The following is a 25,156-nucleotide window of genomic DNA, read 5'->3' on the forward strand; positions in this document are numbered from 1 at the left end:
TCAGATCACACAGCTATGATTATTGTTTGCTCACATCCACCCGCATAAAACGCGCAAATTTTGGAATGCCATTTTTGGTGAAACCGTTGTGACGGTATGTCACCAGCTCACCAAGCTCTGGTGGGTTTTCCCGTTGAAAGTCTGAAAAGCCTGTGCCGATTTTAAATTCCTTTCCATCAGGCATTCTTACCACCAATGCGCCCATCCGGCCTTCATGTTTTCCTTTGCCTTCTACATACCCAATCACCTCGGCTTCGGCATCATCAGCCACTTTCATCTTTATGACGTTTGCCGAGCGCCCAGCCTGATAAATGCCGCTTAGCTTTCTAAGCATCAAACCTTCGCCGCCAGCATCATTGATTGCCTCAAGCAATTCCATCAGCGACGCTTTGTTTTCTACGGGTTTGTGTTCAACAAAGCCAAGATGAGGAATGTTCAGTCCTTGCGCCATGCTCTTAAACTGCTTGTAGCGAACATCAAAACTATCCAGGCTTGCTGGTAGGTCGAAGACCATAAACTTCACCTTCCCCCACTCTTTGTCATCAGGTTTGCCATCCATCACCGCCGCCATGGTTTCTTCAAAGCGGTTACGACCGATCCATAGCTCACCTTCCAGTGGTATTTCGGGTAGCGCATCAATAAACCATTTCGGCGCATAGATCAGTTTGCCTTGGCGGGTAAAAAGGTACTGTCCGCTCCAGTAAGCTCGAATACCATCGAGCTTTTCACTGAACACATAATTTTCCCAGTGACTGATTTCAGACTCTTCAAACGGGATCGCGAGCTGTGGCTTGTAATGAAGACAAGTGATGGCATGGACATGCTGGCTGGTTACCAGACCTAAGCTGATGGCTAATAGCAATGGAGCAGGTTTCATGGTCTCTACACAATATCTTCAGAAGGTAGATATCCATTTTTCCAGTGAAACGCCTCATTACCAGTTTGAATGAGGTATTTGAGATTTCTCATCAAGAACTTCGTTTCCTGTTGCAGACACAACCAAAAAAAGACAGATAGATCTGAAAAGAGGACTTTATTCTCGTAATGTCAGGAAGTTACCCTAACTGGTAGCCGCTGTTGTCAAACCTTTCCCCATCATTCGTATCCTATCCGAAAGTATGAGTTATTGAAGCCCACGTATCGATAGAGGCCCTTAGCCGCCCTGCTTAACATAGACATCGGCTAGGAACTGACAACATCATCACAAGCATCATCGGAGCTAAATGACCTGTGATATGTATCAGTTGTGTAAGGAGATGCCGGCCGACTCTGAATGGTTTTCGCTTCTTCATCTGACAATAACACCTGCACAGCTTTCCTTTGCCCCAGAACAGTTAGCGCCTGTTTCGTTATAGCTAACTGAATTTCTCAAATCCCAACACGGTCCTGGCGAGTATAACAACCGCCGGTTTTGATAAACCGATTGCAAATATGGAGAACCCAAATGAGTAATCCTCTACGCTACAAGAGCTTTTGCTTAGCCATAGCTTTGGCAGGTACTAGCTTTATCGCATCAGCTGATGCTGCGAAGGGTGTGACGTGGGAAGACATCATGAATGATGCAGACACACCTGAAGATGTACTTATGTATGGTATCGGTCCGAAAGCACAGCGATACAGCAAGCTGACCCAAATCAATACGGATAACGTTAAGAAGTTGGTTCCTGCTTGGTCGTTTTCTTTTGGTGATGAGAAGCAACGTGGCCAAGAGGCACAAGCTCTTATTTATGATGGCGTCGCTTATGTAACGGCATCGTATTCGCGTATGTTCGCCATTGATGCAAAAACCGGTAAAAAACTGTGGAGCTACACCCACAGACTGCCAGCAGATATCCGCCCTTGTTGTGACGTGGTAAACCGAGGCGCCGCGATTTATGGTGACAAAGTTTTTATGGGGACACTTGATGCGGGAATTGTCGCGCTCGACCGGCACACAGGTAAACGCATTTGGAAGAAGAAATTTGCCGACCACAAGGCTGGTTATACGATGACTGGAGCTCCAACCATCGTAAAAGATAAAAAAAGCGGCAAGGTGATGCTTATTCATGGCTCCTCTGGCGACGAGTTTGGTGTAGTGGGTAAGCTTTATGCCCGAGACCCAGATACGGGAGAAGAGATTTGGATGCGCCCGTTTGTTGAGGGACATATGGGGCGTTTAAACGGCAAGGAAAGCACACCAACTGGCGATCCAGAAGCACCAACATGGCCTCGAGATAAAGATGGTAACTTGGTCGAAGCTTGGCATCACGGTGGAGGCGCGCCTTGGCAAAGCGCTAGCTATGATGCTACGACCAACACCATTATTGTAGGTGCTGGCAACCCAGCACCGTGGAACACCTGGAAGCGCACATCTGAAGGTGGTAACCCTCTCGATTACGACAACCTTTATACCTCTGGACAGGTGGGCGTAGATCCAACGACAGGCGAAGTAAAATGGTTTTATCAGCACACGCCAAATGATGCTTGGGATTTTTCCGGTAACAATGAACTTGTGCTCTTCGAATACGAAGAAGATGGTGAAACCATTCGTGCCACAGCGCATGCCGATCGCAATGGCTTCTTCTACTTGGTCAACCAAGATAACGGAGAGTTCATCAAAGCATTTCCATTCGTAGATAACATCACGTGGGCAACAGGCATTCATCCGGAAACCGGTCGCCCAATGGAAGTTGAAGGGCAACGTCCTCCCCTGCCAGAACCTGGTCAAAAAGCGGGCAAACCCGTTGAAGTATCCCCTCCATTCTTAGGCGGTAAAAACTGGAATCCTATGTCATACAGCCAAGATACCGGTCTGTTCTATGTGCCTGCTAACCACTGGAAAGAGGATTACTGGACAGAGGAAGTGACTTACAAAAAAGGCGCAGCGTACTTAGGGCAAGGTTTCCGTATCAAGCGTATGTATGACGATCATGTCGGTATTCTGCGTGCCATGGATCCTAAGACAGGCAAAGCAAAATGGGAACATAAAGAAAAACTGCCTTTATGGGCTGGTACTCTGGCAACAAAAGGGAATTTAGTATTTACCGGAACAAGTGACGGCTACGTAAAAGCGTTCAATGCTGAAACAGGTGAAGAACTTTGGAGTTTTCAAACTGGGTCAGGAATTATTTCATGCCCGGTAACCTGGGAACTTGATGGGGTCCAGTATATTGGTTTGGCCTCAGGCTATGGTGGTGCTGTTCCTCTTTGGGGCGGGGACATGGCTGACCTGACAAAGCCTGTACCTCAAGGTGGTTCGTTCTGGGTATTCCGTTTACCTGAATGGCTGTAAACAAAAGAAACGGAATCGGGTTGGCATCTATAGTCTGCCGCCCCCTTTCCTTCTCTAGTTAAAAATCAGGAGTCATTCATGATGGACAAGTTGAGAGCCATAAAAGGGATTCTGTTAATAGGTATTTCTGTGAGTTTTTCACTGAGTGTTTCGGCCGAAGAAGAGGAGTTCATCGTTATTAACGGCTGTGAGCTAAAGCCTTACACTTCATGCCCGGGCGCAGACCTTCGTAATACTAATCTAGCCAATATGGATCTGACTGGATCTGACTTCAATGGTGCAGACTTTAGTGGTTCAGATTTACGCCATATCGTGTTGAAAAATGCGAATTTAAGAAAAGCAAAGTTTACGGGTGCCAACCTCGCTCGCGCGGACCTACGCCACGCGAATGCAAGGGTAGCCAACTTTGATAATGCCAACCTTCAAGCCGTTCGAGGCTGGGCAATGTTCGCGCAAGTAGCTTCTTTTAAACATGCTAATTTACAAGGGGCAAATTTGGAATTTGGTCGTATCGCCAAAGCAAAATTTCATGACGCCAACTTGCAGGCAGCCAATCTTGAAATGGTCTGGGCCCCAAAAACAGACTTTCTTAGGGCACAGATGCAAGACATCAATCTGCAAGAAACCAAGCTTTACGACGCGAACCTGCAAGAAGCAAATATCTCAGGTGCACGAACTTATTTCACCATTTTTGAGGGAGCCAACCTCGAAGGGTGTATTGGCTGTCCTGAGAACTGGTAGCAACCCATTAGCAATACAGCGTAATGAGCTAAAACCCTGAACCTAAACCACTCAACAGTGGTTTAGGTATCAGCATTCGAGTATTCGTTAGGGAGACAACAATGTCGCCTTCCCTTCTCTTACCAAAGCAATTCTTCTTTGTATTGTTGATTGCAATTTTGGCTGTTTCCTTTTCTTTTTCCAGAACTAGCATTGCGCAAGAATCGACAACTGCAAACACAGAATCAACAAACTTTTTCCCTTCTGCCACACGTTTTGGAGAACCTGATGACGAGCTAGGTATTATTCCGGTTTACCAGTTGAATCAGATAATTGGCTATATTTTCGAAACCGATAATTTGACTCATTTTCCTGGCTTCTCAGGAGAGACCGTCAATCTAGAAGTCGCATTGGACACAGAAGGCGTCATTCGAGGGATAAACATCATTAATCATCATGAGCCCATATTTCTGTACGGGTTGGGCGAAGAGCCTTTGCAGAATTTTGTCAGGCAGTACCTTAACCGACGCATAGACCAACGTTTGCTTGTAGGTTCAACATCAATGGGTAAAGATCATAATACCCAGTATGTAGATGGTATTACTAAGGCCACGGTTTCTGTGATGGTCATTCATGACACCATACTGGGGGCCGCAATGCGTGTTGCCAGAAAGAAGCTTTCTGGTTTTGAGGCTCAAGCTGAAGCAACTATAAAGCTGGGCTTCTTACCTATGTCTTTCGACAACTTAGTTTCAAAGCAATTTGTTCAATCATGGAAGCCCGACAATGAGTCAGAATACAGAAAGCTAGAAGAGGAACTTGAATCGCTTCGTGAAAACGATGCTGAAAATCTTTTTGACATACAATGGGCTCTTATAAACAGCGAGCAGGTAGGCACAAATTTGCTAGGCACAGGTGAATATGAACGCCTGTTGAATGAGTTAGCGCCCGGAGAGACGGCAATACTCATGCTCTCAAACGGCGCAATCAGTTTCATCGAGCCAGATTTTGCATCAGGGGCATCACCCAACCGTCTAAGCATTTACCAAAACGGCTATTCCGTTGATATCCGTGATATCAATTTTCACAGCTTCCACCCTGAAACGTTCAGCGAAAAATTTCCGCCATATCGGGACGTTATGATCTTCCGCATCAAGGCAAATTCGGGTTTCGACTTAAGCGCTCCGTTCGAAATCCGGTTGACATTATTTACGTCATCGAACCCTATTCAAACCACGAGTTTGTCTCTCGGACAGGTAGTTTCGATCTCTGCAGACTTGTTAGACATTGCTGCGATAGAGAACATGAGACCTACGCCTCTTTGGAAAAGGCTTTGGCAACAAAGAACACCTGAAATCATTTTTCTTGGCATATACCTCGTCACACTGGCCTGCATGTTTAGCTTTCAAAGACAACTCGCCCCTAGATTTGGTCGGCACCTTTCGATCGTGCGCTTCATTTCACTGCTGTTTACGGTCACCTTTATTGGGTTCTACGCGCAAGGACAATTGTCAGTCGTCAATATCTACACCCTGCTTTTGTCCCTTTGGCAAGGTTTCGACATCCAAGTATTTTTGTTAGACCCAATAATATTTCTACTCTGGGGCTTTGTTTTTATCAGCCTTTTCCTTTGGGGACGTGGAGTATTCTGTGGTTGGCTCTGCCCATTTGGTGCTCTACAGGAACTGGTGGCTCTTGTGGCAAAACAATTAAATATCAGGCAGTGGATAATAAGCGAAAAGCAGCATCGCGCACTCCAATGCGTTAAATACCCCATTTTAGTCTGCTTGGTCGCGATGGCATTTATTGACTTATCCATGGCCGAAACGTTGGCAGAAATTGAGCCATTTAAAACCGCCATTACCATGAATTTTATTCGTTACTGGCCTTTCGTCGTCTACTCCCTGCTTCTTTTAGCCTTAGGGATGTTTGTCTATAAATTCTACTGTCGATACCTCTGCCCGCTCGGTGCTGGCCTAGCCATTCTGGGTAGGTTTAGGCTCTTTTCATGGTTAAAGAGAAGAGATGAATGCGGTTCACCATGCCAACTTTGCTATAAACAGTGCGAGATTAAAGCAATTAGTAAGATAGGCCAGGTTGACTATAACGAATGTGTACAGTGCTTAGAGTGCCTGGTCATTATTGACGACAAGAATCGATGCGTTACAGACCGATATAAAAGTAAGGGGAACCGACGAAAGCAACAAGCCATACCGGTGAAAATCAGCGAATGAAACTATGAATGCCAAAAAAGAGGACGAAGTTCGTCACAAAGTAGCATTTTGATGAATACGAAGCGTAAGTATTCTTAGCTTTGAAGGCCAAAAACCTTTAACAACCAATCGATTAAATTAGGAGAAAGGCGATGTGGAAAAAACCAGAATACAAAGAACTGAGACTTGGTTTTGAAGTCACGCTGTACATCAGCAACCGCTAAAGACTCAGCCTCCAGATTCAGATATCTGGAGGCTATATTCTTCACCCATCTGAAATCTACGCAAAAGCGTAAATATAAGTGCCGTTCTTGATGGTATTGATCACATTCTTCGACAAGTAATTTGGTAGCGCCGGACAACCCCAACTACGACCCAGCTGACCAGTTTTCGCAATCACGTTCGGATGAGCATATGCCGCGCCATGGATCACAATTGCTCTGCGACGTGCGTTGTCGTTCACGCCTTTAGACAAACCATCGAGACGCAATGAGTAACCGTGTTTCCCATAGTAAGTCTCCGCAGCGCGGAACACGCCGATAGAGGTTTGGCGCGAATTCACCACGTTAGAAAATTTCTTTGCGTATAGAGAGCCGCTGTTTTTGCCATGAGAGACATAAGAAGCGAACAGCACCTTGCGTTTTTCTGCATCAACGACCCAAAAACGTTTTTCTGAAGAAGGTTTGCCGTAGTCAATAAGGGTGAAAACAGATTTTCCCGTTCTGTGAGTGCGGAAGTGGTTGTAGGCTTTCTGGAATTTATCGAACGATACCTCGTCAGAGAGGCTAAGTTGCCGATACATAGACTGTGCATCTGGCAGAATGGCTGCGAACACGTTCGCAGAAAACAGTAATAAAATGAGCGCAAAAGTCGCTTTCAACGCCTTAAACATAACATTCCCCGTAAATGGTATGTGATTAAAAAATGCGTGCCGAGCAATGCAAATCGGCTAATCCCATTTATGTCATACCAAAATTCGTGCCAGAGCCTTATCTGAAACGATTAATTATAATTTTTCAGTAAGTTAGCTTTTTGTTAAACAAGTTAAGTGCTCTTCCCAGCCCACATCACTTGCTCGTTTGCGCGGATAAAGGCATATGATTGCCGTTTGTTATCCTTGTCTTTAGGGAATGTTGCCATAGCGGCAAAGGTGAGAAAGCCAGCGACAACGCTGGCTTTCTATTTTTATAGATAAGTGCTTCTAAGATGAAGCATGACTGTAAAGCGGAACTAGATTGCGTCGATGGCGTTCTTGATTCGCTTATCTGAAATCGGATAAGGCGTACCAAGTTGCTGGGCGAAGTAGCTGACACGAAGCTCTTCAATCATCCAGCGGATTTCCTTCACTGACTCAGGAACACGCTGCCCTTTCGGGATTTTGTTCAGCAGCTCTTTGTAGTCGTTAGTGACAGATTCAATCTTGAGGATGTGCAGACGATCCTTGTTAGGATCAATCGGCAGTTTCTCCAGACGACGCTCTGCGGCATTCAGGTAACGCTGAATATCCGGCAAACGCTTCCAGCCGCATTCCGTCGCAAAGCCTTTGAAGATCAGGCTTTCTACCTGAGCTTTGATATCCGACAGGGCGAACGCCATGGTGAAATCTATTTTACCTTTCAGCTTTTTATTGATGCTGAATGCCGTCGTCAGGATCTGTTCGACCTGTTTGGCGATTTCCACCACGGTGTCACCCAGTTCTGCACGAACATATTCTTTGAGCGCTTCAAACTCTTCAGGCTGCCACTTCAAACCGCCCTGCGACTCAATCAACTTATCGACACCACAGGCAATGCAGTCATCAATCAAATCCAGCACGCGGCCGTAAGGGTTGAAGTACAAACCGAGTTTGGATTTGTTCGGCAAGTTGTCGTGCAGGTATTTGATTGGCGATGGTACGTTTAGAAGGATCAAGCGACGCTGGCCTTGTTGCATCGCCTGACGCTGCTCTTCTTCAGTTTCGTAAAGCTTAATACCCACCGAATCTTTGTTATCAACAATCGCCGGGAAAGCTTTTACTTCAAAGCCACCGCGTTTTTGCTGATACATTTTCGGCAGCGTACCGAAACTCCAGGTCGTTAGCCCTTGTTGCTCGATATCGTCATCCGCAACCTGAGACAAGGTTTCCTGAACCTTCTCTTTCAAGCCATCTTTCAACTCATACAAATCGTAGCTTTCGTTCAGCTTGCGATTCTTATGGTCCACCGCGCGATAAGTAATCTTCAAATGCTCAGCAACTGGTCCAATTGCCAGCTTTCTCGAAGCACGGTCACGCCTGTCATACGTTTGAGCTCTTTCTCCAGCGCATCTAACAACGGCATTTCCATTGGTGTCGCGCGCTGCAGGAATGCAGACGCATAGTTCGGTGCTGGCACAAAGTTACGTCGTAACGTTTTTGGTAACGATTTAATAAGCGCAACAATCAGCTCGTGGCGTAATCCCGGGATTTGCCAATCAAACCCTTCAGGTTCAATCTGGTTCAACACCGGCAGCGGAATATGAACCGTTACACCATCGTGATCTTCACCTGGTTCAAACTGATAACTCAGCTTGAGCTTCAGATTGCCTTGATGCCAGAAGTTCGGGTAGTCCAGCTCAGTCACATGACTGGCATCGCCTGCCAGCAGCATGGCCTTCTCGAAGTTCAACTTTTCTGGCTCATCACGGATGGCTTTTTTCCACCAGCTGTCGAAATGACGACCAGATACAACGGTATGTTCGATACGCTGATCGTAGAACTCGTAGAGCGTGTCATCATCAACCAGAATATCGCGGCGACGTGATTTCTTCTCAAGCTCTTCGACTTCCGCCAGCATTTTACGGTTCTGATGGAAGAACTTATGTTTGGTATCCCAATCCCCTTCCACCAACGCAGAGCGGATAAAGATCTCGCGGCTGACCACCGAATCGATGCTGCCGTAATTCACCTTACGCTTCGGAACGATAGGAATCCCGTAAAGCATGACTTTCTCGAACGCGAATACCGCTGCCTGCTTCTTCTCCCAGTGCGGCTCGGAGTAGCTGCGCTTGATAAGATGCTTTGCCAGTGGCTCTACCCATTCTGGTTGGATTTTTGCGGCAACACGACCCCAAAGCTTGGAGGTTTCGACCAGCTCTGCCACCATCACCCACTTCGGCTGCTTCTTGAAGATGCCTGAGCCCGGGAAGATATTGAAACGGGCATTACGCGCACCCTGATATTCATTCTTCTCCTGATCTTTCAAACCAATATGAGAGAGCAAACCAGCCAGCAACGACATATGAATGGACTGATAATCAGACGGTTCCTGATTGATCTTGAAGCCCAACTCATTCACCACCTGGCGAATTTGGTAATGGACATCCTGCCACTCACGAACACGAAGGTAGTTCAGATAGTCTTTCTTACACTGCTTGCGGAATTGGTTTCCAGATAATGCCTTTTGCTGCTCTTTGATATGTTCCCAAAGATTCACATAAGCGAGGAAATCTGACTCTTTGTCATTAAAACGGCGATGCTTTTCATCAGACTGCTGCTGTTTATCCGATGGACGCTCGCGCGGATCCTGAATTGACAGCGCAGACGCAATCACCATGACTTCATGCAATGACCCTAGGCGGGCTGATTCCAGCACCATACGCGCCAAACGCGGGTCGATTGGCAAACGCGCCAGATTGCGACCTGTTTCAGTCAGTCGCTTATGGTCATCGCCTTTCTTGCCTTCTTTCAGCGCACCAAGTTCTTCAAGCAGGCGAACACCGTCAGAAATGTTGCGGCTATCAGGCGGCTGAACAAATGGGAATGCAGAAATATCACCCAGACCAATCGCCGTCATTTGAAGGATAACGGACGCTAGGTTGGTACGCAGAATTTCCGGATCGGTAAACTCAGGGCGCGACAGGAAATCGTCTTCTGAATACAAGCGAATACAGATACCGTCAGATACACGGCCACAGCGACCTTTACGCTGGTTCGCACTCGCCTGAGAAATCGGTTCAATTGGCAGGCGCTGAACCTTGGTGCGATAGCTGTAACGCGAAATACGCGCCGTACCTGGGTCAATCACGTACTTGATGCCAGGAACCGTCAGCGAGGTTTCTGCTACGTTAGTTGCCAGAACAATACGTCGACCAGAGTGGGACTGGAACACTCGGTTTTGCTCTGCCGATGACAGACGTGCATAGAGCGGCAAAATCTCGCAATCGCGCAGATTGCGTTTATTCAGCGCATCCGCCGTATCACGGATTTCACGCTCACCGTTCATGAAGATCAGAATATCGCCCGGCCCTTCGTCATGCAGTTCATCGACGGCATCGAAAATTGCCTGAAGCTGGTCACGATCCGTATCTTCACTGTCTTCAACCAGAGGACGATAGCGCACTTCCACAGGATAGGTACGGCCAGAGACTTCGATAATCGGCGCGCCACGGAAGTGGTTAGAAAAGCGCTCAGGGTCGATAGTCGCTGAAGTGATGATCAGCTTGAGATCTGGGCGTTTTGGCAGAAGCTGTTTCAGGTAACCAAGGATGAAGTCGATGTTCAGACTGCGCTCGTGCGCTTCATCAATGATGATACAGTCATACTGATTCAGATAACGGTCATGCTGGATTTCCGCCAGCAGAATACCGTCCGTCATCAGCTTGACACGGGACTCTTCCGACACCTGATCGTTAAATCGAACCTTGTAACCGACCGTTTTACCCAGTTCGGTTTCCAGTTCTTCGGCGATACGGGTTGCGACTGAACGCGCAGCCAGACGACGCGGTTGGGTATGGCCGATAACGCCTGAAACACCAAGCCCCAATTCCATACAAATTTTTGGCAACTGCGTGGTTTTACCGGAACCGGTTTCACCGGCGACAATCACTACCTGATTGTTGGCAATCGCCTCTGCAATGTCGTCTTTTTTCTGACTGACTGGCAGTTGCTCAGGGAAAGTGATGTTTGGCTTATTGGCCAAACGTTGCATGCGCACTTGCATCGACTTAGCGATGTCCAGCGCGATCTCATCGAAGACAGCCTGACGGGCTTCGTCTTTCTCAATGCGTTGTGCTCCCTTGATGCGTTTGCTGAGACGAAACTTGTCTTTCAGCATGCAATCATCAAGCGCAGCGAAAAGCGTTTTAGCGTTGTTTTGATGGATTGAAGCGGTCAAATCGATATCCAAAGAAATGCTGTTTTGAAGAAAATCCACTCACGATACGAGCGTAAGACTCAATAAAGCTCAGTACCGTTTGAAAAGTTGCGAAGATTCTACCACATCACGCTGCAAGCTCGATCTTCAATCTTACTTCCAGATTCTAAAGAACATTGAGCCGTTCGTTATTGACTTTTTGTGGTCAAAGAAAACTACTTGCATGTTTGAGCCGGCATTCGCTGGCTCTTTCTATTTATCCCGAACCTTCTTTCTTAAACATGAAAAACCACAATATAAATGTGCATGATATTTTGGGCGTGAAATATATCGTGAGCTTCTTAGACAACGTCATTATTTCATGTAGTTAACAGGACGCTTCTCATTTGTGCATCGTCCAATCACCAACAAGTTGCACAAGCAATCAGGCAGTCGCCAGATTGTGCATTAAGGAGACACCAAATGAATAACCCTGCAAGAAGAAAGTTCGTCAAATCTGCATTGGGTGTATCTGTAGCCGCGGCCGTTGCGCCATACGCCAGTGAATCTCAAGCATCAATCGTTCCCCTGCTATTTAGTTACGAAACTTTATTGCCAGAGCTGTTCAATTCACCACCCCGCCTTTCTTATCACTACCCTGTTATCATCATCGGCAGTGGCTTTGGCGGTGCAGTAAGCGCACTCCGCCTTGGGCAAGCAGGCATTAAAACAGCCGTTCTGGAGCGCGGAAACCGCTGGCCTCTCAGTGACTCCCGAAAATCTTTGCTCACGATATGATTGCCGATGGAAGAATGTTCTGGCATCGCACATCAACTACCTTCCCTGCGTTGACCTACCGCCTGCCATTTTTCAATGCCATCGATTCAAAAACCATTGATAACTTCTGTGGCGTGTTGGATATCATCGACAGACCGGGAGAGAATTATACTGGCGGCTCTGACCTTCTGCTTGGCACTGCAGTCGGTGGCGGTTCTGTCATATACACTGGCGTGAAAGCGGTTCCAAAGCAATCATACTTTGAGCAACTTTTCCCTTCCGATATTTCTTACAGCGAAATGGTAAACACCTATTACCCACGCGTGAAGTCAGTGCTCAACTTCTCTCAAATGCCGGACGACATATACAATAGCCTGCCTTTTAAACACTGCAGAGACTGGGACAGAGAAGCCGCGAAAGCGGGTTATCAATCCTACAAAATTGATGGAAACTGGAACTGGGGGACAGTGAGACAAGAGTTAACGGGTCAATCTCTTCCCTCTTGCACCATCGGCTTAACCAATTTTGGTAACAGCAATGGCTGTAAGAACAGCCTGGACCAAAACTACATCCCAATGGCCGAAGCAACGGGTAACGTGACTGTTCATCATAACCACGAGGTGAGAGAAATAAGACCGAATGGCGATATCTATGAACTGGATGTGGTTGAGCTAAACCCATACGGCGAAGAAGTCAGCGCTAAGACAGTCACCTGTGACAAACTCATAATGGCGGCTGGCGCTTATCACACGCCGAGAATGTTGGTTCGCGCAAAAGCCAAAGGCACCTTACCTGGGCTTAATGATTTCGTCGGCAAGAACTGGGGAGATAACGGTAACAGAATGGCATTCCGTCAATCATGGTTCGGCATTCCGCAAGGCGGGCCGCAAGCTTCTCCTTCCCCTTCTGCTATCTATGTTACTGGTTCAGGTCAAAGCCCAGTGATTGCCGAAAATTGGGCAAACGCCGCGATTGCCGAAGTCGGTGTGTCGATGACGCTTGCAGTTACTGCAGACTTCAACAACCGAGGTTACTTCTACTTTGATGCGGCGAAAGATGATGCCGTTCTTCATTACCCTAAATCCCATGAAGCAGATGCCACCAACGCCGTTCGTGCAGTAAACAACAAGATGGCTTGGGCGAATTGGCAGAAACTGGGAGCCCCTGGTTTTGATGACGTTATTTTTACCGGCGCGCACCCAGTTGGCGGCATGGAAATAGGTAAAGCCACGGATATGTTTGGTCGCGTCAAAAATCATCCTGGGCTCTACGTAATGGATGGTTCACTAATTCCCGGAAATACTGGTGGTGCAAACCCATCTCTCACCATTGCCGCACTGGCGGAGAGAAACATCGAAAGAGTGATTCAGGAAGATTTTTAATTTCCGCTAAACCAAAAACGGCATCAATTGATGCCGTTTTTTGTTTCCGCAAAGACGAGTGCATTAGAGGCTTGGCTATACCATCTTTCTTTGCCTGTGATACACTCCGCGCCCAAGTCAATCTGAGTGGTCGATTACCATGAGCATTAAACAAGAACTACAACAACTGAAAAACCGTCTGAACAAAAGCCAAGTAAAACTTGATGCCGCTAAGTCTCGTGGTGACGACGTGATGGTGACCAAATTCACTAACGACATCGAAGATTTGAATAAGAAAATCAGCCAACTTACGCACAAACAAAGCTTTACTCTGAATAAAGAGCGTAAGGCACTGTTGGATATGCCTTTCTCTCGTGAAATCACCAAACAAGAGCAAGCAGACATGGGCAAGCTTAAGAAGTCAGTTCGTGGCCTGGTCGTCGTTCACCCACTGACTAAACTGGGTAAAGAGTTGAAACTGGAAGTCGTTACCGGCTTTGCACCAAAACAATTCTAACTCCCCAAAAGCGTTGCCGTTCTTCTGAGAAAGAGTGGCAACGTCTCTATCCTCTTTCATCGCACTAAACATTCCCCAACCGCAAAAAGAAAAGCCAGACTTTCGCCCGGCTTTATCACAATCCATCAGCTTTTCAGTAAATATCCAGTGTGTACCAAACCATTCGGTGGTCTGAAGAAATGTCCTTGCCATTTCCAAAGCGCCCCACACGATCGTCATTCATCAGTAGTCGCCCCGGTTCATCGCTTGCTGGCCAATATATGCCGGAGTCTTCCACTTTCAGCATTGACGACGGAAATGCATAGTCAACACGAAGTCCGAAGGTGCTGGTAACACGTTCAGGAAACGCGGCATCAACTGCTTCCTCTAAAGCACCAGCGCTTGTTGGTACAAATTCCCCCACTGTCGCTGATTGGTTGACTCGTGGGTGTTCAAGCAGCCCAGCAATAGTTTCTCGAACACCATCACCCGCTTCAGGATCGGCATTCAAATCTCCCATAACGACAAAGTGTGCATTCTTCTTCAACCCGCCCTTTTTGCCGCTGTCGTCGTAGATAAACTTCTCGCCATTGATGTAGTCAATCCAAAACTGAATTTCATCACGGTTCCGTAGCTTGTTATTTTGGGTCACTGTGTCGAACACTGGCGGTGTGGGATGCGACAATAGAAGGTGCACAACCTCTTTGCCATAAGGCGTTGGAATGACAATAGGAAGATCAACATGATTTTTTGAAGACAACCTTACTTGTTCCCATTCTGCATCTGTGTACCAGTTGTCACCACAAGCCAGTCCTTCAGGAATTGGGTTGTTCTCATCGTCACAGTTTGTAATGGTTGGAATACTCGAAGTGGGCAGATCTTTCCATTTGAAGGCTTGGAAGGTTCTTACCTTGTTCTTCTTGATACCGAACTTGGACATAACAGCAAACGCGTACTGACCATGATAAAAACCGAAGCCCCATGCATCACCAGGCAACTGGCCTGCATTGCCATTGTTGTCTAAATCCAATCCACTGTTCAGGCCCGTATTGGTAGAAAAGCTCTCTATGATGGGATATGAAATAGGCTTAAGTACGTCTCCTCCATCAATACTGTTCAGGCTTTGTCCTATTGACAGGTAGTTATTCTGAAAGCCATGCAAAGCACTGAGATCCTGCCCATATCCCTCATTGTTGAATTCGCCCATCATCAGGATATCCGGTCGGTTTTGCTGGATAATTGCTGCGACGTTACGGATTTGGATCACTTTCTCCGCTTTTACTTTGTCATCATCACTCATTGCTTCCTTGTCTTCTAAATAAGCCTCAACCAGTGCATCCTGATCACTGCGGCTCGTCGCCATCTCATTTTGCAGTTGTTCAAATGTCGCTCTATCAAATGAAAGGTTAAACGCTGCTATTGTGATTTTCTCATTCAAACACCCCGTAAGTCCGACAGTGCTTAACATGAACAACAGCGCTATTTGTAGTTCCTTCATCACTTTTCCTCCTCTCTTCTGATCCTGGCAACGTTTTTATTCAACTGGGTTTAACTTTGGATACTGATCGTCAATCAATAAACTGCCTAAATTCTTCTCTTTATTGAGAAGAAATCAAGACAGTGACATCCGGATGCTAATCGAAAGTGTTGAAAAGAGGGTTAATGATCTGTGAATTATTCAAGAATCAAATCAGACGTTATTAATTTGATTGTTACTTATTGAAATTCGGCCATTAAATATCTTCGAAATTACAAATATTTGACACTAAGAAAATCTCACAAATGAAAAATGTCGTCTTATATTTAACCCACTCGCTTCAAGCTCATATTTACAGGGCGAAATAAACCAATTGAAAACAAATTAATCTTTAATGACGCATAGAATTAATTTCGTACCTGCCCGTTCATCTAATAAAGAACATGGAATATTCAGGAGATAAAGATGACAACCGTATATGGAATTGAGTTCGACTATGTGAAGTTTGGTACAGAAGATGATGACACCCTAAACGGTGACAATGGCAATGGATTTATTAATGGCTTCAACGGCGCCGATACCATCATTGGCTTTGGTGGTGGCGATCTGATCCTGGGTGATGATATCCCTCTTGAAGACTATGTTGATGTCGACAGCCAGGCATTTGAAGACACAGTGTCGACGCTTTATCAGTCTATTCAGGAAGAAGATTTTTCGTGGACATCACCTTCAGACGTAGAGTACGCATTAGCAGGAATTCAAGATTTTCTTGTTGAGAATCAGGATTTCCTTACCCTGCTTGCAACGCAGGGAGACGACGACACTCTTATTGGTGGTGCAGGTAACGACATTCTCTATGGTGGTGCTGGCAATGATGTCGTTCGGGGTGGAACAGGCCAAGATATTTTAATTGGTTTAGCTGGGGATAATGCGCTTCTTGGCGGTGATGGTGATGATGTTATTGTCGGTGGTATTGGAAATGACCGTTTGTTTGGTAATACCGGCAATGACTACTTGATTGGTACCAGTGGTTCAGATTTTTATTTTGGCGGAGATGGTGCGGATTACTTTGTCTTCACTACTTTACTCGACGGGGCGGTCAGTGAAGACCGTATCGTAGACTTCGAGCAAGGTATTGATAAAGTGGTGCTGTTTAATGTCGCCAGTAATTTTGAAGATTTGACGATAACTCAACGCGGTCCAACTGTTGAGCTCCAAATCGGTGAAGACCACTCCATAGTTTTCAACAATTCACGTCTGGATGAATTTTCAAGTGATGATTTTATGTTCTACAACGTCTAAATAACGTTAAACAGGCAAACGCCTGCGTCTACGACTTTAGGATAATGTCTTTATAGTGAGAACATAAGTCCCTAGGAATTATGGAGAAATAGATCGCACTGAGTCCGAAATCAGTTTTGTAGTGCGGTCGTCTGCCAATACTACCTTGCGCGCCTGATGGCGCGTATTTTTTATTCCTCACCGACATATTTTTTCTCTCTCCCCGAGCAACATTTCATTGGTTGTTACCGACACCTTGCATTGGGAGAATCTCACTGCACGATAAGGTCAGTAGGTTATTACCCTAGCAAGATCACCACTTGACTGGGTAAATTCAAACAAGGAGAAAATAATGCCAACACAAAAAGCCAATGCAGTATGGGAAGGTACCTTAAAGTCAGGTAAAGGCGTGATGAAATACGGTGATGTTACTGGGCCGTTTACTTTCGCTTCCCGATTTGAACATGGTGAAGGGACCAACCCTGAAGAACTGATAGGTGCAGCTCACGCTGGATGCTACTCCATGTTTCTTTCTGCCCTGCTATCGGAAAAAGGCTTGGTTCCAACCATTTCTACACAGGCCAAAGTTCACCTAGGTGATGACGATGGTCCAAAAATCACGCTTATTGAATTGGAATCTGAAGTGTCTGCTGATGGCCTGGAAGAAAGCTTACTTCAAGAGTTAGGCTCACTTGCCAAGCAGAAATGTCCTGTATCCCGCCTTGTGACTGGCGCTGAAGTGACACTTCAATTAACCCTCGTTTAACCCTACAGACGCTCCTTAGACGACTCATTGAGGAGCGTCTTTTTAACCCGCATTGTAAATACGGTTTACATCACGTTTCTTTGTCGCGTACTCTTTGATTAGACAAAAGATCAGGAGATACGACGGCTATGTTTTCAAAACTGTCTTCGATTCTAAAAGAAGTATTTTCGGAAGAAGGTGGTAGCGCCACTTCAAATGAAATGCGCTACCAGCGAGCAATGGCAGGCTTGCTCTGCGAAGTCGCGGGCGCTGATCATCAACTCGATCCTCGAGAGGAAACAGCCAAAGTCAGCCTACTCTGCTCATTACTGGATGTTGATGAAAAGGAAGCCAGCCTCTTGGTAGAGGAAGCCCGAGGAGATAGCGAACACTCAGTGTCGCTTTATGACTACACGGACAAGTTGCGTAAATTAGAACAAAGCCAACGCTACAACTTGGTCAAGGCGATGTGGGAAGTGGCGTATGCAGATGGTGAACTGGACCCACTGGAGGACTCAGTGATCCGCAAAACCGCAGAGCTTTTGTATTTGGATCATGCTTTGTTTATCAAAGCCAAGTTAGAGGTCATCAAAGAATAGTTAAGCTCCTAACTTCCCGACATGCATGAGGCATATTCATGTCCAAACGTGGAGATCGTACTTGTTGTCCCAGAAGTTAGTGAGATGTCGACATAATCCTTTCCTGATTGCGTCGATGTGAAATAGTAATAGAACCCTGGCCATCCGTACCCCGTCCACAAGTTGCCCAAATCAGTGAACAAGCCACTTAACTCTGTCGACGTTGGCATTCGCCAGTTGCTTCTGCCCGCAAAGTTGAGGTCGTTAAGGTGGGTACACCAATCTTCGTTCACGAACCACTTGAATCGGATAAAAATGCCATTATTTGGCCCAAAGGATCCATCTTCTAAGTAGCTATGATGTAACTGCTCAAAATTAACAGTCCTCGCTACCTCATAGCTGGGGGTCGATGTAAACCAGTTTCCCCCCGAATCCTCAGCAATCTTTACACATGCGCCAATGGCATTGGCCGGATCGGAATCATTTACCGCGGTAGAATATTCACTGCCATAACTATGTCCACAGACAATTGACGTAGGTACGGTTAAGGAGGCTTCACTGCTGCTTACACCATCGAGTGAGGCGGATATATTCGTCGATCCTGCGCTTAAAGGAGATACTCTCCCAGCGGCATCAATGGTGGCAACGCTATTGGCAGAGGTATCCCAACTAACGGAAGAAGTAATGTCGGACTCAGAGCCATCACTATATCTGCCCACCGCTCTGAACTGGAGGCTGGTGAATACTGTGGAGGATGGTGCAGAAATGTCTATGTGGGCGAGTTTTGGCGTTTGATCAACCACCTGTTGAACCACGGTTTCGTCATTACAGCCCGCGATAAACACGCTAAGAAAAACAAAAGATAACAAGGGTGCCTTTAAATACATCAGCACAACTCCTAAAACTTACAGGTACAACGCTCATTTATGAGACGCTTTAAGTATTAGACGTTACTGATGGATTTGTCAGGCAGTATCTAAATTTTAGGTTATTGATTCAATATCAGAATTTGCCCATCAACGTCGACTCGACGCAATTGAGCGCCAAATGTATCTTCCAAAGTGCTTACATCCATCACTTCGGCTGGTGCGCCTTGAGTAACGATATGACCGTTCTTCAGAAGCACAACACGGTCTGCGTCCGACAAGGTACGATTGATATCGTGGTTGGACATCACGACCGCAATCCCCTTATCTGCAATCTTTCTGACTATTTTGTACATGACGCTCTGCTGCGCAATGTCTAACGCAGTGGCGGGCTCATCCAGAATTAACAGCTTGCCATCGGGATTGATATCCGGCCAGATTTGTAAACATACGCCAGCGAGTCGAACACGTTGCCATTCACCACCAGAGAGCTGTTCCGTGCTGCGGTTTAGCTTGTCTGATACCCCCAACACTTCGCAAACCTCAATAACAGCGCGCTCCGCTGATGATGGAGCGAGCTGTGGGATGGCTGACAAACTCAGGTTTAGGTATTGATAAACACCAATAGCAAAAGCGGGCTTCTGTTGCTGGTTAAGATAAGCACGCTGGCGTGCGAGAGACATGCTGTCAATTTTTCGCATATTCTTGCCATTCAGCTCAATATCACCCTGCCCTTCAATTAAACCGGATAGGAGTTCGAGGAGTGTACTTTTCCCGCTACCATTAGCCCCTAATAGATGAACAATTTCTCCCTTTTCGGCTCGGAAGTTAAGCGGTAACAGGCGCGTCCCCAACGCAATGTTTCTTGCAATGATCATATGCGCCTCAATAGCATCCAGATAAACAGAGGGGCGCCAATAGTCGTTGTTACGGCGCCCACGGGTAGCTCAGCTTCGGCGATTGCCATTCGGCCTATTGTGTCAGCAATTAACATCAAAGCGGCGCCGGAAATGGCAGCAAGTGGAAGCAGGAATTTGTTTTCCGTTCCCAGCCAAAGACGCAGAAAGTGCGGCACGACAAGACCAACAAAACCTATCACGCCAGCCATCGCCACGGATGCCCCAACCAGAAGGCTTACTAAAAGGATCAAACGCCATCTTAAGCCGTCTGTATCCAGACCCAGTTGCTTTGCCTGCATTTCACCAAGCATCATCAAATCAAGCTTTTTACCCTGCAAACAGAGCCAGATAAGTGCAGGGACAACAATGATAGTCAATGTCAGTTGGGGCCAGTGAACACCTGACAAACTTCCCATCAACCAATACATCAACTGACGTAAGTTAAGATCGGAACTGAAGTAAAACGCCCAAGTGACAATCGCACCAGACAAAATCCCGAGCGCGACGCCGACCAAAAGCAACCTTGCTGTCGACATCGTCCGCTTTTTGGCCAACATGACCAAAATCGCCGTAAATGCCAATGCTCCCAACATGGCGGCACCCATTAACCCATAAGGCGTGGCCAGTGCAGGAAAGAGAAATAGCACAACAACTAAAGCAAGGCTGGCCCCGCCTGATATGCCCAACACCCCGGGCTCTGCCAGTGGATTACCAAGCAAGACTTGCAATACGCCACCGGAAACAGCCAGCGAAGCACCTATGACAACCGCTGCGATAACACGCGGAACGCGCAATTCCACAAGGAGTTGCTGCTCGAGTGGAGAACTGACAAAAAAGGAGATATCCAGATTTCACCAACGGACAAGGAAACGAACGCACTAACCGTGAGAAGGCAAAGAGAAATGATAAGTGCGGCATGCCAGCGCCTTTCCCGACGCTGGACAAGTTGAAGTAAATGCATGGTTTTCGGGTTTTAATCGCGATTGCCGCCAACCATACATAGAACAGATGAAAATGAAAAGCGCTAACTGAAGGCGACAGGCCCCGGATCGCGTTCCACATTGACGTAGAGCGGTTTAGAAAGATCAGGTTCAAACGGTTGAACTAATAGTGCTGCACGCTGCCCTATCGCTACCTTTGAATTTGGAAACACCACCGCCTCACCGCCAGCGATCGCTGAATAAAGGGTACCGTTTTCCTCTGCTAACTGCGCCCCTTCTACAAAATAGGTAAAGTTTGCTGCATCATCACTGAATGCCAGATTAAAAGCGGCATCTGTTTTGGTGATCGTTCGCGTCACTTTATAAATTGAGAAGCTTTTCACAGCAGAAGGTTCAGGCAAAGCCTTACCACACATTAATGCAACTAAAGCGTCTCGTAGTGGCACAAATTCGTCCATGTTGTTTTCATACAGACGAGCTACCCGCCCCATCTCAAATGTCGCTGCCAATGCGCCAAATTTTTCCGCACTGAACCAGCTAAATGTCGATGATGGTGTACGGCTAAACATAACTGCATCCATGTGAGACGCTTTTAGGAAGTTGACCAGCGGTCTGATATCTGTGGCTTTCGACGAAGCTGGTACAACACCAAACATATAGTGCTGAGACGCTCTGATTGCGCTGTGCAGGTCAAAATGCCAAGGCTCTTCACTACCCTTTTCAAAAAAAGACTGAACTTGCGCCTGTAGCTCATTGGCCATTTCACATTCTTTGTTTCTTTGAGGGTTTATACCCGCAAACAAACGATTGAGGTTTTCTTCTATAAAGCGTGTGTGTGCGTGAATGGCATCAGGATGGGCAATGATAAACAGTAAACGTGATGTAGGCACAAAGGCTTCATCTAAAACGCTGGAGACCAAGTCGTCGACCAGTTCGATAGGTGCGGTTTCATCACCATGAATACCTGAAGAGATCACAATGGCTTTATCAGCCATTGGTGGCGTGATTTCAACAACACCAATTGCGTTGTGGCTGACGTTGACGCCATTAGAAAGGGTTATGCTGCTAGGGATGAAATTACTGGGTGGATATAACGTGTGCTTTAGAAAGCCCCCGGAGAGTTGACTATCCATTTCAAGCTGTCCTTTTTGATTATTTTGTTTTATGTGTTCTTCTCGTATCTGACCCCCAATATACAAATTAAACACTCTGATAACAAACGCAATTATGCGCCTATATCGCCATGCGAAGATGCCAAAGCCCCTAACTTACAGGCAATAAAAAACCGCGGTTAAATAACCACGGTTCTTTGGAAAACTCTCGTACGACGATTAATTGTCTACTTTGGCTTTTTCGACACGTGCCTTCAGTTTTTGGCCCGGACGGAACGTAACAACGCGACGCGCCGTGATAGGAATATCTTCGCCCGTCTTTGGGTTACGGCCAGGACGTTCGTTCTTGTCACGAAGATCAAAATTTCCGAAGCCAGACAATTTGACTTGTTCGCCACTTTCTAACGCTTTACGAACTTCTTCGAAAAACGCTTCGACAGTTTCCTTGGCGTCCCGCTTGCTCATCCCGACGTTCTCAAACAGGTTCTCAGCCAAATCGGCCTTGGTGAGCGCCATAGGTCATTCCCTCAAGAAATGTTGAACACAAATGTGATACGTCGTATCTACACCACGATTGCACTGCGAAGAAATTATTCACTTGCTCCTTCGTCGGGCAGCATAATCTCCAGCAGCAACTATCGAACAGTGTAAGCCAACTGGCTGATTTGCGCCAACTTTTTTCCATATCATTATTTAGAACAGTGCTCTGTTTATGAGCTTTTCATTCTCGAGTCATGCATAAAAAATGAGACACGATATTGTGAATATAGTCATTAAGTGATGTTTTTACTGAGGTTTTAATCGTTTGCAAGTCGAGACTTGTTAAGAATATGATAAAACATAGATTTATCAGAATGATACGTGTTAGAACTTTTAGACATAAAAAAAGCAGCCATCAGGCTGCTTTTTTATTAATAATTTTGTAATTAGTCGCGAAGATGCGCGCCAAATTTCTCGCCAAGCAATTCGACAACCGATGCAACCGCCTCAGAAATATCACTTTCTTCCAAGGTGCGCTCAGTAGATTGTAGGCTCAAAGCGATAGCCAAGCTCTTCTTGCCGTCTTCTACGCCCTTGCCCTTGTAAAGGTCAAACAGCTTAGAACCGGTGATCAGTGCATTATCGGTTTCCAAACAAGCACGAACCACAGCCTCTGACTCAACGTCGTCAGCAACAATCACAGCGATGTCACGGCGGTTAGCCGGGAACTTGGAGATAACAACCGCTTCTGGAATAACACGAGTGTTAATCGCTGACCATTCGATTTCGAATACGATGGTGCGGCCGTTCAGGCCAAACTTACGCTCAAGTTCTGGATGAACCGTACCGATGTAGCCCACGACTTTGCCGTCGACTTCAATTGCAGCTGATTGACCAGGGTGCAGTGCCGAATGCTTAGCAGCTTTAAAGCTGTAGTTCAGTTCGTTTGCAGTCAGCTCCAAAATCGCTTCGAGATCACCTTTCAAGTCGAAGAAATCGACGGTGTTTGTTGCGATGTCCCAGTGCTCTTCTGAACGAGGCCCTGCAATCACACCTGCCAACATCATTTCCTGACGCATGCCGTTTTCTGCGGATTGTTCAGGGATAAAACGAAGACCTGCTTCAAACAGACGAACACGTGGCTGCTGACGTTTCTGGTTGTAAGCAACGGTATTCAGTAAGCCAGTCCAAAGGCTCAGGCGCATGGCTGACATGTCTGCTGAAATTGGGTTCGGCAGAATCAATGGCTCTACGTCTGGCACAATCAGTTTCTGTTGGTTTGGCTCAACAAAGCTATAAGTAATCGCTTCGTGGTAACCACGGTCTACCAGCAGATCACGAACACGTTTCAGAGGCTGATTAGCTTCTTTGTGCTCGTTCATGTTTAGAGAGGCTACAGGCGCTTGGTTTGGAATGTTGTCGTAGCCATAGATACGGCCAACTTCTTCAATCAAATCTTGCTCAATCGCCATGTCGAAACGCCATGAAGGCGCTTTCGCAGTCCACCCTTGTTCAGTCGTTTCAACTTCGCAGCCCAGACGGCTCAGGATCTCTACCACATCTTCAGAAGAAATCTGGTGACCCAGCAAGTTGTCCAGCTTGGTACGACGCAATGCAATGTTGTTCGCTTTAGGCAGGTGCTCTTCAGACTCCTGACCTACGATTTCACCTGCTTCACCACCGCAGATATCGATAAGCAACTGAGTAGCACGCTCCATCGCGTAGTTTTGCAGCGTTGAATCAACACCACGCTCGAAGCGGTGTGAAGAATCAGTGTGAAGACCATAGCTACGTGCACGACCGCGGATTGCGTCTGGTGCAAAGAATGCTGCTTCCAACAGAACGTCAGTCGTGGTTTCTGCGTCCACACCTGAATCCTGACCACCAAAGATGCCAGCAATCGCCAGCGCCTTGTTGTGGTCTGCAATAACCAGCGTATTTTCGTTCAGCTCAGCTTCATTGCCGTCCAGCAGAACCAGTTTTTCACCTGGTTTCGCCATACGTGCAACGATGCCGCCTTCGATCTTCGCCAGATCGAAGGCGTGCATTGGCTGACCTTGCTCCAGCATCACGTAGTTAGTGATGTCGACGATTGGGTCGATAGAGCGGATACCGCTACGACGCAGTTTTTCCTGCATCCACAGTGGCGTAGCCGCTTTTACGTTAACGTTACGAACCACACGGCCTAGGTAACGTGGGCACGCGGCTGGGGCTTCGATGGCTACAGAGATTTTGTCGTCGATTGCCGGAGTGACTTTCTCGAACGCTGGCTGGCATACTTCAGCACGGTTCAGAACGCCCACTTCACGTGCCAGACCTTTGATGCTCAGACAGTCTGCACGGTTTGCAGTCAGGTCTACATCGATAGTCACATCGTTTAGCTTCAGGAACTCGCGGAAATCAGTACCGATCACTGCATCCGCAGGCAGTTCCATGATGCCGTTTGACTCGACGTCGATACCCAGCTCAGAGAACGAACACAGCATGCCGTGAGATGGCTGACCGCGCAGTTTCGCTTTCTTAATTTTGAAATCGCCTGGCAGCACAGCGCCAACGGTCGCTACTGCTACTTTCAGGCCAAGACGGCAATTTGGTGCACCACAAACGATGTCCAGCAGCTCTTCACCGCCAACGTTCACTTTAGTAACACGCAATTTGTCTGCATCAGGGTGCTGGCCGCACTCAACCACTTCACCAACAACAACGCCGGTAAACTCACCTGCAACAGCTTCAATGTCGTCGACTTCCAGACCTGCCATGGTGATTTGGTGTGCCAGTTCTTCGCTGTTAACTGCAGGATTAACCCACTCGCGAAGCCAGGATTCACTGAATTTCATTTATCAATTACC

The 25,156-nt window shown here is 46.8% G+C and carries 18 protein-coding genes and 2 pseudogenes; 10 read left to right on the forward strand and 10 right to left on the reverse strand.

The window, feature by feature from the left end; all coding sequences use genetic code 11:
- Nucleotides 1-19: 19 nt before the first annotated feature.
- Nucleotides 20-877 carry a DNA ligase gene (locus G5S52_RS03495; RefSeq protein WP_165011814.1) on the reverse strand — a complete coding sequence of 286 codons (858 nt, stop codon included), beginning with the start codon at nucleotides 875-877 and terminating at the stop codon, nucleotides 20-22.
- A 567-nt stretch (nucleotides 878-1,444) separates the two neighbouring features.
- Here G5S52_RS03495 and G5S52_RS03500 point away from each other — a divergent pair.
- From G5S52_RS03500 to pqqA, 4 genes are all read left to right on the forward strand, one after another.
- Complete coding sequence (locus tag G5S52_RS03500; protein WP_165011815.1) at nucleotides 1,445-3,271, forward strand: methanol/ethanol family PQQ-dependent dehydrogenase; 1,827 nt, start codon at nucleotides 1,445-1,447, stop codon at nucleotides 3,269-3,271.
- A gap of 78 nt (nucleotides 3,272-3,349) precedes the next feature.
- Nucleotides 3,350-4,012 carry a pentapeptide repeat-containing protein gene (locus G5S52_RS03505; RefSeq protein ID WP_205743761.1) on the forward strand — a complete coding sequence of 221 codons (663 nt, stop codon included), beginning with the start codon at nucleotides 3,350-3,352 and terminating at the stop codon, nucleotides 4,010-4,012.
- A gap of 101 nt (nucleotides 4,013-4,113) precedes the next feature.
- On the forward strand, nucleotides 4,114-6,225 hold the full coding sequence (locus G5S52_RS03510) for a 4Fe-4S binding protein (RefSeq protein WP_165011816.1): 2,112 nt from the start codon (nucleotides 4,114-4,116) through the stop codon (nucleotides 6,223-6,225).
- A gap of 131 nt (nucleotides 6,226-6,356) precedes the next feature.
- Entirely contained in the window at nucleotides 6,357-6,428 is a 72-nt protein-coding gene (gene pqqA / locus G5S52_RS03515) for a pyrroloquinoline quinone precursor peptide PqqA (RefSeq protein ID WP_165012107.1), read from the forward strand.
- Nucleotides 6,429-6,484: 56 nt separating this feature from the next.
- Here the strand turns inward: pqqA and G5S52_RS03520 are convergent, their stop codons facing one another.
- Nucleotides 6,485-7,096, reverse strand: a complete 612-nt coding sequence (locus G5S52_RS03520; RefSeq protein WP_165011817.1) for a murein L,D-transpeptidase catalytic domain family protein — start codon at nucleotides 7,094-7,096, stop codon at nucleotides 6,485-6,487.
- A 338-nt stretch (nucleotides 7,097-7,434) separates the two neighbouring features.
- A pseudogene (hrpA, locus tag G5S52_RS03525) lies at nucleotides 7,435-11,276 on the reverse strand (ATP-dependent RNA helicase HrpA).
- Nucleotides 11,277-11,777: 501 nt separating this feature from the next.
- Between hrpA and G5S52_RS24480 the strand changes: the two are divergent.
- From G5S52_RS24480 to G5S52_RS03535, 3 genes are all read left to right on the forward strand, one after another.
- Nucleotides 11,778-12,092, forward strand: a complete 315-nt coding sequence (locus G5S52_RS24480) for an FAD-dependent monooxygenase (protein WP_497707156.1) — start codon at nucleotides 11,778-11,780, stop codon at nucleotides 12,090-12,092.
- A 14-nt stretch (nucleotides 12,093-12,106) separates the two neighbouring features.
- Nucleotides 12,107-13,453: a GMC oxidoreductase gene (locus G5S52_RS03530; protein WP_497707157.1), complete on the forward strand. Its 1,347-nt coding sequence runs from the start codon at nucleotides 12,107-12,109 to the stop codon at nucleotides 13,451-13,453.
- A gap of 139 nt (nucleotides 13,454-13,592) precedes the next feature.
- Nucleotides 13,593-13,949, forward strand: a complete 357-nt coding sequence (locus tag G5S52_RS03535; protein WP_002537231.1) for a YibL family ribosome-associated protein — start codon at nucleotides 13,593-13,595, stop codon at nucleotides 13,947-13,949.
- Nucleotides 13,950-14,082: 133 nt separating this feature from the next.
- Here G5S52_RS03535 and G5S52_RS03540 read toward each other — a convergent pair whose 3' ends face one another.
- A complete protein-coding gene (locus tag G5S52_RS03540) occupies nucleotides 14,083-15,426 on the reverse strand; it encodes an endonuclease/exonuclease/phosphatase family protein (protein ID WP_165011818.1) in 1,344 nt (447 codons plus the stop codon).
- A 444-nt stretch (nucleotides 15,427-15,870) separates the two neighbouring features.
- On the opposite strand from G5S52_RS03540, the gene G5S52_RS03545 reads away from it, so the two are divergent.
- From G5S52_RS03545 to G5S52_RS03555, 3 genes are all read left to right on the forward strand, one after another.
- A complete protein-coding gene (locus G5S52_RS03545; RefSeq protein ID WP_165011819.1) occupies nucleotides 15,871-16,707 on the forward strand; it encodes a calcium-binding protein in 837 nt (278 codons plus the stop codon).
- A gap of 331 nt (nucleotides 16,708-17,038) precedes the next feature.
- Nucleotides 17,039-17,452 (forward strand): OsmC family peroxiredoxin, encoded by a 414-nt coding sequence (locus G5S52_RS03550; RefSeq protein ID WP_165011820.1) that lies wholly within the window; start codon nucleotides 17,039-17,041, stop codon nucleotides 17,450-17,452.
- 128 nt (nucleotides 17,453-17,580) lie between these two features.
- Nucleotides 17,581-18,030, forward strand: a complete 450-nt coding sequence (locus tag G5S52_RS03555) for a tellurite resistance TerB family protein (protein ID WP_165011821.1) — start codon at nucleotides 17,581-17,583, stop codon at nucleotides 18,028-18,030.
- Between the two features lie 8 nt (nucleotides 18,031-18,038).
- On the opposite strand, the gene G5S52_RS03560 is transcribed toward G5S52_RS03555, so the two are convergent.
- The 6 genes and pseudogenes from G5S52_RS03560 to pheT form a co-directional block, all read right to left on the reverse strand.
- On the reverse strand, nucleotides 18,039-18,896 hold the full coding sequence (locus G5S52_RS03560) for an Ig-like domain-containing protein (protein WP_165011822.1): 858 nt from the start codon (nucleotides 18,894-18,896) through the stop codon (nucleotides 18,039-18,041).
- A 101-nt stretch (nucleotides 18,897-18,997) separates the two neighbouring features.
- Nucleotides 18,998-19,753: a vitamin B12 ABC transporter ATP-binding protein BtuD gene (btuD, locus tag G5S52_RS03565; RefSeq protein ID WP_165011823.1), complete on the reverse strand. Its 756-nt coding sequence runs from the start codon at nucleotides 19,751-19,753 to the stop codon at nucleotides 18,998-19,000.
- Nucleotides 19,750-20,735 (reverse strand): annotated as a pseudogene (btuC, locus tag G5S52_RS03570) (vitamin B12 ABC transporter permease BtuC). The gene btuD and the pseudogene btuC overlap by 4 nt, the downstream one beginning before the upstream one ends.
- 63 nt (nucleotides 20,736-20,798) lie before the next feature.
- A complete protein-coding gene (locus G5S52_RS03575; protein ID WP_368737446.1) occupies nucleotides 20,799-21,923 on the reverse strand; it encodes a succinylglutamate desuccinylase in 1,125 nt (374 codons plus the stop codon).
- A gap of 123 nt (nucleotides 21,924-22,046) precedes the next feature.
- On the reverse strand, nucleotides 22,047-22,343 hold the full coding sequence (ihfA, locus tag G5S52_RS03580; RefSeq protein WP_002540095.1) for an integration host factor subunit alpha: 297 nt from the start codon (nucleotides 22,341-22,343) through the stop codon (nucleotides 22,047-22,049).
- A gap of 410 nt (nucleotides 22,344-22,753) precedes the next feature.
- On the reverse strand, nucleotides 22,754-25,144 hold the full coding sequence (pheT, locus tag G5S52_RS03585) for a phenylalanine--tRNA ligase subunit beta (protein ID WP_165011824.1): 2,391 nt from the start codon (nucleotides 25,142-25,144) through the stop codon (nucleotides 22,754-22,756).
- Between the last annotated feature and the right edge of the window lie 12 nt (nucleotides 25,145-25,156).

This window comes from Grimontia sedimenti, from assembly GCF_011045095.1.
Classification (GTDB): domain Bacteria; phylum Pseudomonadota; class Gammaproteobacteria; order Enterobacterales; family Vibrionaceae; genus Enterovibrio; species Enterovibrio sedimenti.